This window comes from Lentibacillus sediminis (assembly GCF_002763455.1).
In the GTDB taxonomy this organism is placed as follows: domain Bacteria; phylum Bacillota; class Bacilli; order Bacillales; family Amphibacillaceae; genus Lentibacillus_D; species Lentibacillus_D sediminis_A.
The window spans coordinates 39790-56537 of the sequence record NZ_NIXK01000008.1 but is presented as its reverse complement, the minus strand read 5'-3'; the positions used below and the strand labels follow the sequence as shown (position 1 = coordinate 56537).

16 protein-coding genes are annotated in these 16748 nt (G+C 42.9%); 9 read left to right on the top strand and 7 right to left on the bottom strand.

What is annotated here, in order from left to right:
• The first annotated feature begins 40 nt into the window (after positions 1-40).
• The 5 genes from rlmD (at position 41) to CEG13_RS13850 (ending at position 6027) form a co-directional block, all read left to right on the top strand.
• Positions 41-1423, top strand: a complete 1383-nt coding sequence (gene rlmD, locus CEG13_RS13870; protein ID WP_100012494.1) for a 23S rRNA (uracil(1939)-C(5))-methyltransferase RlmD — start codon at positions 41-43, stop codon at positions 1421-1423.
• 220 nt (positions 1424-1643) lie between these two features.
• Positions 1644-2630, top strand: a complete 987-nt coding sequence (locus CEG13_RS13865) for a tRNA dihydrouridine synthase (protein WP_100012611.1) — start codon at positions 1644-1646, stop codon at positions 2628-2630.
• A gap of 283 nt (positions 2631-2913) precedes the next feature.
• Positions 2914-4032, top strand: coding sequence for a winged helix-turn-helix domain-containing protein (locus tag CEG13_RS13860; protein WP_158234700.1), 1119 nt, complete (start codon positions 2914-2916; stop codon positions 4030-4032).
• 49 nt (positions 4033-4081) lie between these two features.
• Complete coding sequence (locus tag CEG13_RS13855; RefSeq protein ID WP_158234699.1) at positions 4082-5362, top strand: MFS transporter; 1281 nt, start codon at positions 4082-4084, stop codon at positions 5360-5362.
• Between the two features lie 44 nt (positions 5363-5406).
• On the top strand, positions 5407-6027 hold the full coding sequence (locus CEG13_RS13850; RefSeq protein WP_275661810.1) for a class I SAM-dependent methyltransferase: 621 nt from the start codon (positions 5407-5409) through the stop codon (positions 6025-6027).
• A gap of 121 nt (positions 6028-6148) precedes the next feature.
• On the opposite strand, the gene CEG13_RS13845 is transcribed toward CEG13_RS13850, so the two are convergent.
• Positions 6149-6496 (bottom strand): winged helix-turn-helix transcriptional regulator, encoded by a 348-nt coding sequence (locus CEG13_RS13845; protein ID WP_100012490.1) that lies wholly within the window; start codon positions 6494-6496, stop codon positions 6149-6151.
• A gap of 119 nt (positions 6497-6615) precedes the next feature.
• Here CEG13_RS13845 and CEG13_RS13840 point away from each other — a divergent pair, with 119 nt between their 5' ends.
• Genes CEG13_RS13840 through CEG13_RS13830 form a run of 3 tightly spaced genes read left to right on the top strand, consistent with a single transcriptional unit; the run spans position 6616 to position 9331 of the window.
• Positions 6616-7671, top strand: coding sequence for an LLM class flavin-dependent oxidoreductase (locus CEG13_RS13840; RefSeq protein ID WP_100012489.1), 1056 nt, complete (start codon positions 6616-6618; stop codon positions 7669-7671).
• A gap of 22 nt (positions 7672-7693) precedes the next feature.
• Entirely contained in the window at positions 7694-8752 is a 1059-nt protein-coding gene (locus tag CEG13_RS13835; protein ID WP_100012488.1) for an LLM class flavin-dependent oxidoreductase, read from the top strand.
• Positions 8753-8764: 12 nt separating this feature from the next.
• Positions 8765-9331 carry an NADPH-dependent FMN reductase gene (locus tag CEG13_RS13830; protein ID WP_100012487.1) on the top strand — a complete coding sequence of 189 codons (567 nt, stop codon included), beginning with the start codon at positions 8765-8767 and terminating at the stop codon, positions 9329-9331.
• Positions 9332-9448: 117 nt separating this feature from the next.
• Here the strand turns inward: CEG13_RS13830 and CEG13_RS13825 are convergent, their stop codons facing one another.
• Positions 9449-9595, bottom strand: a complete 147-nt coding sequence (locus CEG13_RS13825; protein ID WP_100012486.1) for a prolyl oligopeptidase family serine peptidase — start codon at positions 9593-9595, stop codon at positions 9449-9451.
• 161 nt (positions 9596-9756) lie between these two features.
• Here CEG13_RS13825 and CEG13_RS13820 point away from each other — a divergent pair, with 161 nt between their 5' ends.
• Entirely contained in the window at positions 9757-10527 is a 771-nt protein-coding gene (locus CEG13_RS13820; protein WP_100012485.1) for an SDR family NAD(P)-dependent oxidoreductase, read from the top strand.
• Positions 10528-10622: 95 nt separating this feature from the next.
• On the opposite strand, the gene CEG13_RS13815 is transcribed toward CEG13_RS13820, so the two are convergent.
• The 5 genes from CEG13_RS13815 to CEG13_RS13795 form a co-directional block, all read right to left on the bottom strand.
• A complete protein-coding gene (locus CEG13_RS13815; RefSeq protein ID WP_100012484.1) occupies positions 10623-12665 on the bottom strand; it encodes a S9 family peptidase in 2043 nt (680 codons plus the stop codon).
• A 95-nt stretch (positions 12666-12760) separates the two neighbouring features.
• Positions 12761-13954 carry a DUF418 domain-containing protein gene (locus CEG13_RS13810; RefSeq protein WP_100012483.1) on the bottom strand — a complete coding sequence of 398 codons (1194 nt, stop codon included), beginning with the start codon at positions 13952-13954 and terminating at the stop codon, positions 12761-12763.
• A 164-nt stretch (positions 13955-14118) separates the two neighbouring features.
• Positions 14119-14916: a hypothetical protein gene (locus tag CEG13_RS13805; protein ID WP_100012482.1), complete on the bottom strand. Its 798-nt coding sequence runs from the start codon at positions 14914-14916 to the stop codon at positions 14119-14121.
• Complete coding sequence (locus CEG13_RS13800) at positions 14913-15782, bottom strand: ATP-binding cassette domain-containing protein (protein ID WP_100012481.1); 870 nt, start codon at positions 15780-15782, stop codon at positions 14913-14915. The genes CEG13_RS13805 and CEG13_RS13800 overlap by 4 nt, the downstream gene beginning before the upstream one ends.
• Entirely contained in the window at positions 15779-16156 is a 378-nt protein-coding gene (locus CEG13_RS13795) for a GntR family transcriptional regulator (protein ID WP_100012480.1), read from the bottom strand. Before CEG13_RS13795 ends, CEG13_RS13800 begins: the two co-directional genes overlap by 4 nt.
• Positions 16157-16748 lie beyond the last annotated feature (592 nt).

Here is a 16748-nt window from a genome sequence, read left to right as displayed (position 1 = left end):
CAAAAATACACGAATTCTACAAAAGCAAAGGAAGATAACCATGGCAAAGCATACCGCTCCAGTAAAAAAGAACCAAACCCTCACTCTGACATTCGAAGACCTCACCCATGAAGGAAATGGGGTGGCAAAAGTGGACGGCTATCCACTGTTCGTGCCATACGGACTGCCAGGGGAAGAGGCTACTGTGAAAGTCGTAAAAGCCAATAAAAACTTTGGGTTCGGCAAACTACTCGATGTGAAATCGCCCAGCCCGGAGCGGGTCGAGCCTCCTTGCAATGTCTTTTATAAATGCGGCGGCTGCCAGATCCAGCATATGAGTTACTCCATGCAGCTGGAAATGAAGCAGAATCAGGTAAAGAACGTCATGAAGAAAATTGCCCATCTGGAGCATGTTCCGGTTCATCCGGTGATTGGCATGGAAGATCCGTGGCGCTACCGCAACAAGGTCTCGATTCCAGTAGGGGAAAAGAACGGCGAATTGATCACTGGATTTTACAAGAAGCGGACCCACCAGATTATTGAAGATATGGAGACCTGCGTCGTGCAGGATGAGGTCAATGACCGGATGGTGGAAGCCGTGCGCCGGATTGCCGATCGCCTGGAAATCCCTGCATACGATGAAGATAAAGACCGCGGCGCGCTGCGTCATATCATGGTGCGCACCGGCAGGGAAACCAAGGATACGATGATCGTGCTCATTACCCGTACGGAAAAACTGCCGCACGAGGACAAGCTGATTCAAGAACTGACGGAGACTTATCCGCACGTCAAGTCGATTGTGCATAACATCAATAACAAGCGTACGAATGTGATTATGGGCAAAAAAACCAAGGTAATCTGGGGCGATAACTATATTTATGATTCGATCGGGGATATCCGCTTTGCTATCTCGCCCAAGTCCTTTTACCAGATCAATCAGCCGCAAACGACGAAGCTGTATGAAAAAGCTCTGGAGTATGCCGCGCTGGATGGAGATGAAGTTGTCGTTGATGCATACTGCGGCATTGGAACCATTTCCTTATTTCTCGCACAGCAGGCAAAAAAAGTGTACGGAATCGAAATCGTGCCAGAGGCGATCAGTGATGCCAAGAAGAATGCCAAGCTAAACGGCGTCACCAACGCGGAATTCGTTGTCGGTGAAGCGGAAAAAGTCATGCCGCAGTGGAAAGAGCAGGGACTCGACCCAGATGTCATTGTCGTCGATCCACCTCGCAAAGGCTGTGAACCTGATTTCCTCGATGCCATGATTGCTATGAAGCCAAAGCGCATTGTCTACGTGTCATGCAACCCGTCCACCTTGGCCCGCGATTTGCGGATTTTGGAAGATGGTGGGTATGAGACTCAGGAAGTACAGCCGGTGGACATGTTTCCGCAGACGAATCATGTGGAAGGGGTTGCGTGGTTGGTCAGAAACTCTGATTAGGTGCCTGTCACTTCCCGAATTTTGTCGAATGTGAACAGAGGGACAGGTACACTATCCCTAATTGATATTGGGCGGGACGAGGTGTCTGTCCCCTTTCTCCACTCTTGATAAAATGTGCTTATGCATGATATAAGTATTAAGGAAGCAAAAACATTTTTGCTTTTTAATTTTGGAAAAAGGTTTGACCTGGTACCCGATGATGAAAGGATTTAAGTTAAATATGAAAGAAAATTTTTGGCGTGAATTACCACGGCCGTTTTTTATATTAGCACCAATGGAAGATGTGACGAATGTTGTCTTTCGCCATGTAGTAAGCGCGGCAGCCAGGCCTGACGTGTTTTTTACAGAGTTTACAAATTCAGAGAGCTATTGCCATCCGGAGGGAGTCCATAGTGTGCGTGGGCGTCTGACTTTTACAGAGGATGAGCAGCCAATGGTAGCCCATATATGGGGCGATAAGCCTGAACACTTTCGGGAAATGAGTATTGGTATGGCGAAAGAAGGGTTTAAAGGCCTCGATATCAATATGGGCTGTCCTGCACCGAATGTGGCCCGGCACGGGAGGGGATGTGGCCTTATCCGTCGTCCGGAAGTGGCTGCAGAGCTCATACAAGCTGCAAAAGCAGGGGGACTTCCTGTAAGTGTGAAGACAAGACTCGGTTACACCAGGGTGGATGAATGGCGCGATTGGCTGACGCACCTATTGAAACAGGACATTGTTAATCTTTCCATTCATCTGCGTACAAAAAAGGAAATGAGCAAAGTGGATGCACATTGGGAACTAATTCCGGAAATCAAGAAGCTTCGTGACGAGGTTGCTCCGGATACACTTTTGACGATAAATGGAGATATCCCTGACCGCCAAACTGGTTTGGAGCTCGTTCGCAGGTACGGTGTCGATGGGGTTATGATTGGACGGGGTATTTTCAAAAATCCATTTGCGTTTGAAAGGGAGCCGAAAGATCATAGCAGTAAGGAATTACTTGATCTCTTGAGGTTGCAACTGGATCTCCATGATAAATATTCAGAATTAGGAGCCCGTCCGTTCAGGCCGCTGCGTCGTTTTTTTAAGATATATGTACGTGGGTATCGAGGGGCGAGTGAATTAAGAAATCAATTGATGGAAACAGAATCGACAGATGAAGTGCGTGCATTGCTTGATGAATTTGAATGGAAGAATCTTGAAAGTACGGTGGAACAACAGTAGCAGTGTCCTGATTCAAGGTGAGAGCGAAGTTGGACGTTAAACTCAATATAAAACAGTTAATTGGCTGGTGTGCGTAGGGTATTGAACCTAACTCACACCAGCCAGTTTCTGTTTTTTGCGTTGGATATTAAGTGTTGATTATATTGTGATACGGTATAATTATTATAATGGAATACATTAAAAAGAGGTGGTACCATGAAAGCAGCAATCAGACCATCAGCAGATTTTAAAATCTTAAAAATAGATAAGGCAGATATAGATATTTTTTGCGGAGGGGAAGACCGTGAATTTCTCACAAGAAGATTATTCAGTAACACTGGAAGAGACCAAGGTCACATTACTGCGAAAAGAATTCCACTTACTGAAATTCCTATATCAAAATAAAGGAAGAGCCTTTTCCCGGGCGGAATTACTGGATGCAGTCTGGCCGCTTGAGGAACCGACCGATCGTACCGTTGATGATCATATTTACCGGCTCCGGAAAAAACTATTCCCTTTCCGAAATATTGTACAGATTAAAACAGTAAAAGGTCTCGGCTATTTGCTGAAAATGGAGGAGCAGCAGCCGGAACCGTTCATGCCAGTCCCTAAAGAAATATCTGAACATGCAAACCAATTATTTAACACGTATTATAAATATGGTCAGGGAAAAGCGCTGAAAGAATTGATGTCGAATCAAACGCTAGGCTATCCTCTTGAGGAGAAACAGCAGACATTGCTCTGGCTGCGGAGCGACTTTGAATCCTTGCTTGAAAACCTCGACACCAATGAAAACAAATTTGTCCCGTTAATGCTTTATGCGTATGTGGAAAACGATAAAGTTAAAGTGATATCCACCCATGAGAAGGTTCTTCACAAAAATATCTTGGATGAAAAGGAGCGTATGGATATAAGCTGCTTCAGCCTGCCGATGCTCTATATGAAGGTAGACAAACCGGGACTGGCGATGCAACTTGTTACCAAAGAATTAAACGCGATTAAAACAAGCGATCATGGTTTCTTGCCATTGCTGAAGTTAATGAAAGCCATGATTCTGCTTTACGAGCATAAAATGGATGAAGCAAAAGAAGGGCTTGCTGCTGTAGAAATGGAACTCAAGCGACATCCCTATTTAAGAGAACAGGGAGCCTTCAGGGTCGTAAAAGGGTTATTCCACATCGCTAACGGTGAGAGGCAAACAGGAAAAAGCATGATTGCTGAAGGAATACAGACCATTGATCAAACAGGACACACTTATTATTTTCTGTTTATCTATCAGATATTGGACCTGCTGCTGCCAAAAGCTAAATCCGATCAAGCACTAATAAACGAATATAAAAGACAAGAAAACAACTATCACAAAACGACCAATTTACATCGTTTAAAAGAATCCATTATAAAACACATTCATTCGTCCATCTGATATTCCTCTGATATTCATCACTTATCCTGAGTACAGGAAGGTGATGAATATGGAAAATCACGCAACAGAAAATGTCTCCATTTGGAAGAACCGCACGTATCTCATCTTGTTTAGTTCGTATGCTATATCAACAATGGGAAAGTACTTCGATAGTCTCGCGGTCATTTTGTTAATTAGTTATGGTTGGGCAGCAGAGCCTTGGATGATTGCACTTATCCCTGTGGCGTACGCGCTGCCTCATGCATTATTCAGCCAATTTGCCGGTGTCTATATTGACAGGAGTAAAAAAGTCAGGCTGATGCTGCTTGCTGATATAATGACAGCATTGTTAACTATTGTGCTTCTATTTACCTCAAACCTATGGGTCATGTTAGGAATAATTCTGGCGCGCTCCAGTTTTACTGTCGTCCATTTTCCGGCTCAGCAGGCTCTCGTCAAACAGGTGGTGCATCCGGATTTAATCTTAAAAGCTGTCACGTTAAATGGAACCGTCAATCAGTTATCAAAAATAATCGGTCCTTTTCTAGGTGCTTCAATTGCGGCTGCATTTTCACCAAAGGTAAGTTTTGTTGTCTACATTGCCGCTCTGGTGATTTCAGTATGTATTCTCCTATTCATTCGCCATGTGGATACGGACGAATCTGCGGCTGCTCTTGCAGTAGGGCAGTCAGGGAATTCTTCTTTTTGGAAAACATGGGGAGATGGCTGGCGTACCATGTTTCGCTCAAAGGTATTGATCGCCAGTTTTTCCTTCGTTTTAGTCGCATTTTTAGTTATACAATTAGTAGATGCTCAATTTGCTGTTTTATTTAGGCAGCTTTATCCTGATAACCCATCTGTATTAGGCTGGTTTATGTCTGCAGTAGGTTTTGGGTCCGTAGTGATCATTCTATATTTGAGCCGGTTGAAGAAAATAAAAAACTATGGCTGGTATTTGGGCAGTTCCGGAATATTAATTGGAGGAGGATTTCTTGCCGTTGGAATGTTCCCGCCCGAGGTAAATATTCTGTGGACGCTCGCTGCTGCGCTTTTGATTGGCATAGGGGTAGGTATCTTTAGTACCGTATTTAGCTATATCCTGCAAATGGAGAGCCCTGATGGGAAGGTTGGACAAATGTCTGGCATGTACAATTCTCTGACAGGCATCGTTTTGCTGCTTGCACCCATTGTCGGTGGATTCCTCGTTCAATGGTTTGGTGTGTTAATTATTTTTCAGATGATTGGAATGGCAACATTAGCGATAGGATTTTTGGGAGTTGTGATGCAGAAGGTGTTGTGGGGGAGTGATGAAGAGGTATGTGAAGGGAAAGGCGAGCAGGAGGTTGTTTGATATAATTACCATAATTGTTATTGGATTGAAGTTTTCATAGAAATATACTTAAGCTAAAGGAGCAGAATATGGAAAATAATGTTTTTGAACAGATGGCAAAGAAATATGATACAGAAGAACGAATGGAATTAGCCAAAATTATAGTTAAGGAAGTAAGACCAGAATTACAAAATAGTAAATCAAAATCTTTAATAGACTACGGGGGTGGTACTGGTCTTATTGGCTTAGAAGTATCAGACATGGTGGATTCCGTTTTGTTGGTGGATTCATCAAAACAAATGCTGGGTGTCGCTGAAGAAAAAATTTCTCGTAAAGGAATTACAAACTCCAAGGTGACTTATGCTGATTTCACCGAAGAAACACATAATCTTAAGGCTGACATAGTCTTAATGTCCCTAGTTCTTCTGCATATCCCGGATACTAAAAAAATTCTCCAAGAATTATTTAACGTTTTAAACAATGGCGGCAAATTAATTATAATTGATTTTGACAAAAATGATAAAGTGTATCACCCAAAGGTTCATAATGGTTTTTCGCATGAAAGCCTTAAAGAAGTATTGACCGAAGTTGGATTCAAATCCACCAATATGAAGACATTCTATCGCGGAAATCGTATTTTCATGAACAAGGATGCCTCCATGTTTATAGCGAGTAGTATAAAATGATTTCTTAAACAATCGCGCGCTTGTAGAATAGCATAACTGTTATTCAATCAGGATGAAATAGCTCACTTTGTCTAAAATAAAACACAAGAAAAAGGCTGCCAATAAAGACAGCCTTTTTAAATTACATACTTTTTTGATTCAATTTTTCCCTCTTATGCATCGTGTGTTTCGTCCCCCATTCATGCATTGCCTCTAAAATCGGCTCCAGGCTCTTGCCATATTCTGTAATGGAATATTCCACTTTCGGCGGAACCTGAGGGTAAACTACACGCTCAATAATATCTTCTTCTTCTAATTCCCTTAGTTGTTTTGTCAGCATTTTCTGGGTGATTTCAGGCATACTTCGTTTCAATTCATTAAATCGTTTTGTGCCTTCCTGCAATAAATGCAATAAAATAATAGGCTTCCATTTGCCAACCAATATACCTAAAGCATCTTCTACACGACAAAGTTCCGGTACCTTTTCCATTTTTGTTCCTCCTTAGTATCTTTTTGTATACTATGGCACTTATAAGTGCGTACTTACTATATTGGTTTATATATCCTATAATAGCATTAGAACGAAATAAAGGAAAGGAGGAGATGAAGGTGGAGGAATTTCATATCAATCAAAACCAGAGTATGGAACTGGGGCTGTATACGTTAGGAGATCTTTTATCAACCCATGCAACAGAAAAGCACAGCAGCGAGCATCAGCGAATCCAGGAAATGGTGAAGATGGCAAAACTGGCAGAGGATGCTGGATTGGATGTATTTGGTGTCGGTGAAAGCCATCAAAAGCATTTTGTTGCCTCGTCTGCTCCAACCATTCTTGCAAAAATAGCAGGAGTTACCAATAACATCAAACTCATCAGTACCTCTACGGTCTTGAGCACCGCTGATCCTGTACGTGTGTATGAAGATTTTTCTACACTGGATTTGCTTTCTGATGGAAGGGCAGAAATTGTTGCAGGTCGGGGTTCCAGATATGGCGCATATGAGTTGTTCGGATATGATTTGAACGATTATGATGAGTTGTTTGAAGAGAAATTTGAACTGTTGCTTCAGTTGAATAAGGAACAACCAATTACCTGGGAAGGCAAATTTCGCCCGCCATTGAAAAATGCTGAAGTCTTTCCAAAGCCATTGGAAGGAAACCTGCCCATTTGGCGGGCAGTGGGACAGCATCATTCCAGTGCGATGCAGGCTGGAAGAATGGGAGCACCAATGCATTTGGCAGCACTTTACGGCGCATCCAGCGTATTTGAGAAAAGGGTAAATGCTTATAGACGTGCTGCTGAAGAAGCTGGTCATGATACCGGAAAGCTGCCAGTTGCAGCGGCAACGATCATGTATATTGATCAGGATTCCCGAAAAGCAATGAGGGATTTTTATCCTTATTTGAATGATACATTTCGTCAGGTTCGAGGGGTTTCCTTTCCAAAAGATCGTTTTGCCGAAGCCACCAGTATAAAGAATGCTGTCATGGTAGGAAGTCCGCAACTGATTACAGAGAAGATCTTGTATCAGTATGAGTTATTTGGCCATCAGAGATTCGTTGCACAAATCGATACCGGAAATCTCCCTTTTAAAAAGGTACAGGAAATTATCGAGATGTATGCAACAGAGGTAGTTCCAGCAGTAAGAAAAGCAACTAAAAAATGATAAAGAAAAGGTTGGTATAGAAATGGAAAAATATCGTATTGATCCAAGCAAAGGATTGGAGTTCGGCCTGTACACGCTAGGCGATCACATACCAAATCCGTCAACTGGAGAGCGAATTTCTGCTCAGCAGCGGATTAAGGAAATTATTGAATTGGCCAAGCTGGCTGAAGAGGCCGGAATCGACTTCTTTAGTGTAGGGGAAAGTCATCAGGAGTACTTCACAACACAGGCACATTCTGTTGTTCTGGCAGCTCTTGCGCAGGCAACGGAAAAAATTAAACTTTCCAGTTCCTCCACGATTGTTAGTACGTTAGATCCCGTACGTGTATATGAGGATTTTGCGACGATTGATTTGATTTCTGAGGGACGAACGGAAATTATTGCCGGACGCGCATCAAGGGTCGGAAACTTCGATTTATTAGGCTATAGCCTTCGTGATTATGAAGAATTGTACGAAGAAAAGTTTGACCTATTGCTGAAGATCAATGAAGAGGAAGTGGTCAATTGGGACGGGCAATTTCGGGCCCCTTTAAAAAATGCAAAAGTTCTTCCGCGTCCACTTAACGGATCCATGCCGATTTGGCGTGCAGTAGGTGGACCGCCCGCGAGTGCGATAAAGGCAGGTTATGCAGGTGTTCCGATGTTCCTGGCTACCTTGGGTGGACCAGCCACCAGTTTTAAAAGATCCATCGATGCGTATCGTCAGGCAGCACAAATGAATGGTCACGACCCTTCAGAACTTCCGATTGCCACTGCTGGTTTTTTCTATGCAGCTGAAACAACCCAGCAGGCGCAGAGAGAGGTATACCCGCATGTCAATCAGGGAATGCAGCTAATTAACGGACAGGGCTATCCAAAACAGCATTTTGCACAGGGAGCAGACAAAAGGGATGTCATGAATATCGGCAGTCCACAACAAATCATTGAAAAAATCCTTTATCAGCATGAGCTTTTTGGTCATCAGCGTTATATCGCACAAATGGACTTTGGCGGTGTGCCATTCGATCAATTAAAGAAAAATATCGAATTAATTGGAACAGAAATTTTACCAGCCATAAAAAAATATACGGCGCAGAACTAGGAGGTACAGAATATGAAGATTGTCGGTTTATCTGGTTCAAAAGTCGGATCGAAAACCCGAACGGCGATGGACTATACAATGAAAGCAGCAGCGGAAAAGTATCCCGATGCTGAACTCACATTAATTGATTTAGCGGAATACGATGTGCAATTTAGTGATGGGCGGGACTACCGGGAATATGAAGGTGATACCAAATATGTAGCAGAAACCGTGATGGAGGCAGATGCCATTATTATTGGCACACCCATCTTTCAGGCGTCTATACCAGCGACATTGAAAAACGTATTTGATTTACTCCCTGCAGGTGCATTTCGTGATAAGGTTGTCAGTATGCTTGTGACAGCCGGTTCACCCAAGCACTACCTTATTGTAGAACAACAGGTAAAACCTATTTTGGGTTATATGAAGGCACAGATTGTTCAGACGTATGTGTTTATTGAAGAACAGGATTTCTACCGGAAAGAAATTACAAATGATGACGTGTTATTCCGAATCGACCGTTTGGTTGAAGATACATTCGTGTTAGCGGAAACCTATACGAAGATACGTGAAGCGAAAGAAGCGGAGTATGATTTTTAGATAAAATGGTATTTAAAAAAATTACACCACAGCCAAAAACCCCCGAACACTGGGGGTTTTGAGGTTATTCAACACCAAGCCTGCTCGAAATGAATACATACATTTCAGCGGCTTCCTTTATGTGGTACGTCCATGACCTGCACCCATATTCGTTTTGAGTACAAGCGTATTGTTATCAGTTTTCATATCTCTCAAGCGCGCAACCCATTTAGCCGGTTCCCAATAAGCGACCCGCAGATCGTTCAGCCCGGTTGTGACATACATATGCGGGGAAAAGTGGGACAGAGTACTCTGTCCCACTTTTCCCCGAAGGTTGTTTGGAAAAATTTACAGCAAATTTTTAAATACGTGTTTATATTATTTATTGAGTGGAAGGGTAATATTACATTTGAGTACCTAAATATTTCAGTGAGGTGGTATCGATAATGGCCAGGCTAGAAGGTAAAACAGCAATAATCACAGGGGCAGCTGGCGGAATTGGAAAGAATACAGCTGAGTTATTTCTAAAAGAAGGTGCAAAAGTACTTCTTGTGGATATGAATGAAGACGCTTTGAAGGAAGCTAAATCAGAGCTGAAGGATTTCGGTCAAGTAGATATAGCTACAGCAAATGTTGCAAAAGAGGATGATGTAAAAGCCTATGTACGTAAAGCGAAAGATCTATTCGGGTCCGTTGATATTTTCTTCAATAATGCAGGTATCATTGGGGAAGTAGCTCCAATAATTGAGCTGGGACTGGAAGATTTCCAAAAAGTGCTTGCAGTAAATACTGAGGGTGTATTTCTTGGATTGAAACATGTGTTGAAGGTAATGTCCGAACAGGGGAGCGGAAGTGTGATTAACACCTCTTCTATTGATGCTATGCGTGGCTCACCAGAACAAGTAGCATATTCCGCTTCTAAACATGCAGTAGTAGGCCTGACTAAAACTGCAGCTTTGGAAATGGCTGAGAAAGGCGTTCGTGTTAACTCCATCCATCCGGCACCAGTAGATACATCAATGATGCGGGGTGTTGAATCAGTTCGTAACCCTGATAATCCAGAAGGGGTAAAAGAAACGTACATGGGTGCGATACCACTTAATAAATATGCTGAGACAAAGGATATTGCCAATTTGGTATTATTCCTTGCCTCTGATGAAAGTAAATTTATTACTGGTTCCCAATATCGGGTAGACGGTGGTATGGGCGCATTGTAGAAATAAACCCAGACTTGAAATAGTCTAATTTCATTATGAATGATGCAACTCTCAAGATAGTAAAAACCCCCGATCTCCGGGGGTTTTAAATTTTATTAAACACCAAGCTTATCCAAAATAAACGCATAGCTTGCAGCGGCTTCCTTTAAGTGATTAAAACGGCCAGACGCTCCAAAATGGCCTGCACCCATGTTCGTTTTGAGCACAAGGGTGTTGTCATCAGTTTTCTTCTCTCTCAGGCGCGCAACCCATTTGGCTGGTTCCCAATATGCGACCCGCGGATCGTTCAGGCCGGTTGTGACATACATATGCGGATAGTCTTTCGCTTCTACATTGTCGTATGGACTGTATGACTTCATATAGAAATAGTACTCCCGATCTTGCGGATTGCCCCATTCATCCCATTCCAGGGTGGTGAGCGGAATCGTGGTATCGAGCATCGTTGTGACGACATCGACGAACGGAACCGCCGGAACGATGGCCTGAAACAGTTCACCTGCCATGTTGGCAACTGCGCCAACGAGCATGCCTCCAGCACTTCCTCCGCGGGCAGCTAATTGGCTTGGTGTTGTGTAGTTTTCTTCAATCAGGTATTTCGCTGCTGCGATGTAATCGGTGAATGTGTTTCGTTTTGACAGGAACTTCCCATCTTCATACCAGCCCCGTCCCATTTCGGAACCACCGCGAATTTGCGCCGTAACAAACACAATTCCTTTGTCCAGGAACGGAAGACGATACGGACTAAAATACGGATCTTCATTCATACCATACGAGCCATATCCGTCCAGAATCAGCGGCGCTGGCCCATTATCCAGGGCTCCTTTTCGATAGACGACAGTCATTGGCATTTTCACGCCATCCTCGGCTTCCGCCCACAAATGTTCTTGACGATAGTGGGATGGATCATATTCCCCGCTGACGGGAGCAACTTGCAGAAGATGTTTCTCCCCAGTCTGCAGATTCAGCCCGTACGTTGTTTCCGGAGTGAGCAAAGACTCGTATTGGATTAATGCTTCAGCCGTTCCATAGCTTTGCCCGGATAATACAGACACGCTGTAGAGCGGCTCATCCCATTTAATTTGTTTCAGTTCATTTCCACGCAGCATCCAGATTTGCGTCAGCCCGTTCTCCCGGCCGGCAACAAGCAATGCATCGCGAAACGGATACACGGCTTGAAGATAGCGGTCCTCATTATATGCTACGACGTTCTCCCGTGAATGAAGATCATTGAGCGGGCAACGGAGCAACTGAAAGTTCGGCGCACCTTCATTTGTCAGGATGAGCAGGTCATCTCCAGAGTGTTCGACACCATATTCTATCCCCTCACATCGTTCATCCAATAGCTGCAATGGAGATAACGGAGAATCCGCGTCCAGCAGACGAATTTCGCTCGTCGTTTTTGACTCTGATTGCACAAAAATAAATTTACCGCTTTGCGATTTCGTGATGACGAGCGTATACGTCGTGTCTTTTTCCTCAAAAATCAGCTCATCACTTTCCACGTCACTTCCCAAGCTATGCCGGTATAATCGGTATGGGCGCTGATTCTCATCAACGGTAACGTAAAAAATATATTCACCGCTGCGGCTCCATTCCATACTGCCATACAAGAATACATCCGGAATCCGGTCGGGCAGAAGCTCTCCCGTTTCCATGTCCTTTACGTAGATGGTAAATCGGTCCGTGCCATCCCGATTTTCCAAATAAGCGAGATAGTTATGATCAGCAGTCATACGCCTTACCGTGACGTTTAAATATTCGCCCTCAACAGCCAGTTCATTCAGATCAAGTACCACTTCCTCTGGTGTTTCATCCAGCAACTCACGACTTGCCGCCCGCTTGCGTGCATATATCGGATATTGCTTGCTTTTTTCCAAACGCGAATAGTAGAAGTATGGCCCATGCTCCACCGGCACGTTCACTTCTGAATCAGGAACACGGTCCACCATGCTCTCGTAAATTTGTTCTGTTTTTTCCTCCAATGGACGCATGATTTCATCGTAATAACGATTTTCCTTCTCCAGATAATCGATGACCTCCGGATTGTCGCGATCTTTCAGCCAATAAAAGTCATCTTCGCGCACATCACCATGCAATTCAAGGGAATGTGGAATGCGTTTTGCTACAGGTGGTTTCATGAAATTCTCCTTTCTCTATACGTATATTTTCGTGAGAAGGGGCGGGAAATCCTTCTTTTTCTGTGAAAAAACGAAACTAATCACCGTTTCGGTAATTAATCCCTGGTTTTCAAACGAGCTCCTGCATCAGCTTGTTTCAGTGTTTTTCGTTTAAAAGGCATATAAGAAAGTTTTCGCCACAACCATTCGAGTGGACCAGTACCCATTGACTTTATGAATAGATGGGCCGCGATCATCATTATGATGCTGATACCGATCCAAGCTGCTAAGGTGATATACACACTATGAACGGGCGCCAACTCAAATCCCCAACTATAAAACAGCAAGGAGGCGATAATGTTTTGCAGCACATAACAGCTTAATGCCGCTTTTCCAATCGCTTCAAAACGGGAAAGCAGCCATTTCCACCGCCCATTTTCAAGCATCCAGGCAAGCAAGCCAACGTAGCCAAGCGAAAGAATTGGGGCGAACAAATAACGGACCGGCAAATCGAATATACCTCCTGGCACAAGCAGAAGCATGTTTAACGGCACTCCAATACTCATCCCCCATTTTAATAGTCTTCTGCGGATGCGCCGCCCTCTCTCGTTTTCATGAAAGGCACCGTTTCGGAAGAGGCGGATGCCTACAATGTAGAGTGCAATATTCATAAATAAGATGGCGATTGCTTCGAAACGTAAACTGATAAAGTCACGCAAACGGAAAGCAACCTGTTCCCAATAACTGCCTTCCGTGTAGAGGTCCTCAACTTCATCGAACCCTCTGGTAATCTCAGCAATTAAGCTTTCCTCGCGGAGGATAGCCATCCAAAGGAGCGAAACAAGAAGCACCCCGATTACATGAACAATTGCAGCACCTTTCATCCAACGGTTCATTACAGTTTCTCGACTGCGTATCAGAAAGGCGACAATGATGCCCGTGATCGCATAGCTCATTAAAATGTCGTATTCAAATACAAAAATATAATGCAGTAATCCGTCTAAAAACAAAAGCGCCATTGTCCAAATATAAAATGGCAGCCATGGCAAGCCATCTCGCTGTGCTTTTCGATATTTCAGCTCCAACCCTATGCCGAACATAATTGTCAGCAATCCGAGAAATTTACCGTTTATAAATACGGTTTGTAAGTTGTCGAGCAATGTCTCAAAACTTTCCAGCCATCCGCCGGCCGACATTACAGAAAGAAAATCCCCAGGACGCGCAAACAGCCAGATATTAGTTCCGAGCGTACCGATAATGGCAAACCCGCGCAGCACATCGAGTAAACGAATACGTGTGGATTGCTCCATAAAATCCCCTCATCCATCTGGTATAGAAACATTATTTATTGGGAGGATTTGCAAATTCCCTCTATCTGGCTCCGAATCACGCGACATACCCTGTCAGCATCCAGACCTAAGCGTTCCGTGCCATCCTGATTCTCTCTGCATGGGCTCTCCTTATTCCATAACAATTACATTTTAATAGAAACAGTCTTAGTCAATAACCGAATCATCCAAATAGAAACAATGACAATAAACAACAAACCAAGAACCGCAACACCCGCTGGAAGAGAGTTTATTGCTGCTAAACTTTCAAGCACAGGCAAATCTATTGCAACTCTTAACAATGTATCTCCCAGCATTAAAAGAACTAATGCAATAACAATAGATCCTAGGCCACCGGGTGTATCAAATCGGTAGAAACTTGCACTGATTAACCAGCCGAGTAAGTAGTAAAGAAAAATATTCAAACTAAAAACCGCCATGCCTAAGACCCAATTACTCCCTGGGTCAACGTAAGGAGTAAATATGACAGACTGTACAATAGTACTAATAATGTCGCCAATGCCACCAACATCAGGAATTTCCTGAAACACGGAGTTTAGATCGGTATCACCAAAAGTTATGCTTGTCAGATTGGTCACGATCAATCGTTCAATCGCAGCAACAAAGAATGCGATAATGGGGATAATCACGGACAGTCCCACAGCAGCAAGAAGTCCCCCTTTAAAATAATCCTTTCTTGTAACACCATTTTCCACATAATGGGGGAGAAACGAGGTGGAAATTATTCCAATAACAAGCATGAATATATTGGCCGCAATAAAAACAGCAACATAGTAGTTGTCTACACTGTCGTTCCCGAGGAGCGTTCTCCCAATCTTAATTATATTCACTATCAGCATAATGCCTAAAAATCCTAGTGCCCAGGTCATTTGAATCCAAAACATATCCATTACCACTTTTGGAAACATAGATTTCGACTTCATCGGTCATCCTCCTTCGTCAAATGGATAAATAAATCATGAAGCGAGACTGGCCCTGTTTCCAACCCTTTGTCCATCGCCGTTTTTCTTTCCTCATCACTCAAGGATCCATATATCATGACAGATTTTGTATCGCCCAATTGCTGGACATGAAGCTGTGTTTTCGACTGAACAAAGTCATCGACCAATTCGCTTTTACCAGTAATCGAAGCACCTTTGGAAACAAGCGAATCGTATTCTTCCTGAAGGATAATCTCCCCTTTGTTTAATATAATCACTTCATCAAACAAATAATCCATTTCCGATACGAGATGAGTGGACAGGATGATAATCCTCGGGTGTTCCTGCTGATCTTCCAATAACTCTTTATAAAAGATATCTCTTGAGGGTGCATCCATGCCAAGGTAGACCTCATCAAAAATCGTTATTGGTGCTCTCGATGCCAAACCGATGACCACATTCACAGCAGACTGCATCCCTTTTGAAAATTTCTTGATCGCCTTCTTCTTATCGAGTTTGAAACGGCCGATCAGATATTCAGCATAATCCATATCGAAATGGGGGCGATACCGTTGCAGATCCTGAAGCATTGATTTTATATTATCGGTTTCATCTTTATAACCTTTGTCATACATCAATGCAATTTGCTGCATGATAAGGGGATTTTCAAAAGGAATCTCCCCATCAATAGTAATGGACCCGGAGGATGGCTGTCGGAATGATGCCAAAGTCGAGAGAAGTGATGTTTTCCCTGCACCATTTCTCCCCAGCAGGCCATATATTTTCTTGCTGCTTAATTCAAAGGTGATATCCTTTAGTACCATATGGTTTCCATAGCTTAATCCTAAATTTTCTGCCTTCACACTCATTCTGCACCACGTCCTTTTACATTCTTAATCGATTGGATGATTTCATTTTCGGTGATCCCCAGCTTTTCGGCTTCGTGAACCAATTTGACAACATAGTCCTCGACAAACAATTCTTTTCGTTTTCGGATAAGTTTCTCTCTCGCTCCCTCTGCAACAAACATCCCAATCCCTCTCTTTTTATAAAGAATTCCTTCATCAACTAATGGGTTCACGCCATTTGAGACCGTAACATGGTTGATTTTATAAAATTGTACGAGTTGATTTGTTGAAGGGGCCTGGTCCCCTTCTTTTAGCTGATGATTAAGTATTTGATCTTCAATTCGTTCTCTGACTTGGATATATATCGGTTTATCCTGATCAAAAGGTCCTTTCATGTTATCCCTACTATTCTTTTAGTGTGTTATGGGCTATGGTTATATAGTTATGTATATAACCATAACAGTGTGATTTTGATTGGTCAAGTGTTTTTTTGTGAAGAAAGGAAAAAATACGTCTAGGTGGGATGAATTAGAGTGCATATTTAAGGGGAGGAAGAAAGCGTACAAAAAAGCATCTGCATAAGTGCACATACTTGGGTGGTGAAGTATTATTTCTTAAATAGCGAAATCAATTAAAGAATGGAAAAACGAACAGGAATATGAGACTGAAATGAGAATCCCCACCAGAGTTCAAGTGGGGATTTAGTAAAAGAGTTTTTCTTTTCTTATTCTGCAGTTATCTCAAATATAAATGGTTCAATATCTAGGTCAGGAAAATAAGCAGCATTAAGATAACGGGAAAGGCATATTTAATCATGGCAGTTCACCTCTTATTGTGATGGGATTTCTAAATATTATATATATTTATGATACCATTACATTAAGCTTATAGGGGAGAGAAACAGAAAGAATTAAAGTGTTTGTTTACTTACTTTCGCCAAAATAAAAACAGGAGACCTTTCAATCAAGTCTCTCGTTACATATGTCT

What these genes read in the sequence shown, in the direction of transcription:
- CEG13_RS13820 (WP_100012485.1), top strand. Translation starts at nt 9,757, where the DNA reads ATGGCCAGGCTAGAAGGTAAAACAGCAATAATCACAGGGGCAGCTGGC.
- CEG13_RS13805 (WP_100012482.1), bottom strand. Translation starts at nt 14,916, where the DNA reads ATGAAGTCGAAATCTATGTTTCCAAAAGTGGTAATGGATATGTTTTGG.
- CEG13_RS13800 (WP_100012481.1), bottom strand. Translation starts at nt 15,782, where the DNA reads ATGAGTGTGAAGGCAGAAAATTTAGGATTAAGCTATGGAAACCATATG.
- rlmD (WP_100012494.1), top strand. Translation starts at nt 41, where the DNA reads ATGGCAAAGCATACCGCTCCAGTAAAAAAGAACCAAACCCTCACTCTG.
- CEG13_RS13865 (WP_100012611.1), top strand. Translation starts at nt 1,644, where the DNA reads ATGAAAGAAAATTTTTGGCGTGAATTACCACGGCCGTTTTTTATATTA.
- CEG13_RS13815 (WP_100012484.1), bottom strand. Translation starts at nt 12,665, where the DNA reads ATGAAACCACCTGTAGCAAAACGCATTCCACATTCCCTTGAATTGCAT.
- CEG13_RS13855 (WP_158234699.1), top strand. Translation starts at nt 4,082, where the DNA reads ATGGAAAATCACGCAACAGAAAATGTCTCCATTTGGAAGAACCGCACG.
- CEG13_RS13845 (WP_100012490.1), bottom strand. Translation starts at nt 6,496, where the DNA reads ATGGAAAAGGTACCGGAACTTTGTCGTGTAGAAGATGCTTTAGGTATA.
- CEG13_RS13825 (WP_100012486.1), bottom strand. Translation starts at nt 9,595, where the DNA reads ATGTATGTCACAACCGGGCTGAACGATCTGCGGGTCGCTTATTGGGAA.
- CEG13_RS13795 (WP_100012480.1), bottom strand. Translation starts at nt 16,156, where the DNA reads ATGAAAGGACCTTTTGATCAGGATAAACCGATATATATCCAAGTCAGA.
- CEG13_RS13830 (WP_100012487.1), top strand. Translation starts at nt 8,765, where the DNA reads ATGAAGATTGTCGGTTTATCTGGTTCAAAAGTCGGATCGAAAACCCGA.
- CEG13_RS13810 (WP_100012483.1), bottom strand. Translation starts at nt 13,954, where the DNA reads ATGGAGCAATCCACACGTATTCGTTTACTCGATGTGCTGCGCGGGTTT.
- CEG13_RS13835 (WP_100012488.1), top strand. Translation starts at nt 7,694, where the DNA reads ATGGAAAAATATCGTATTGATCCAAGCAAAGGATTGGAGTTCGGCCTG.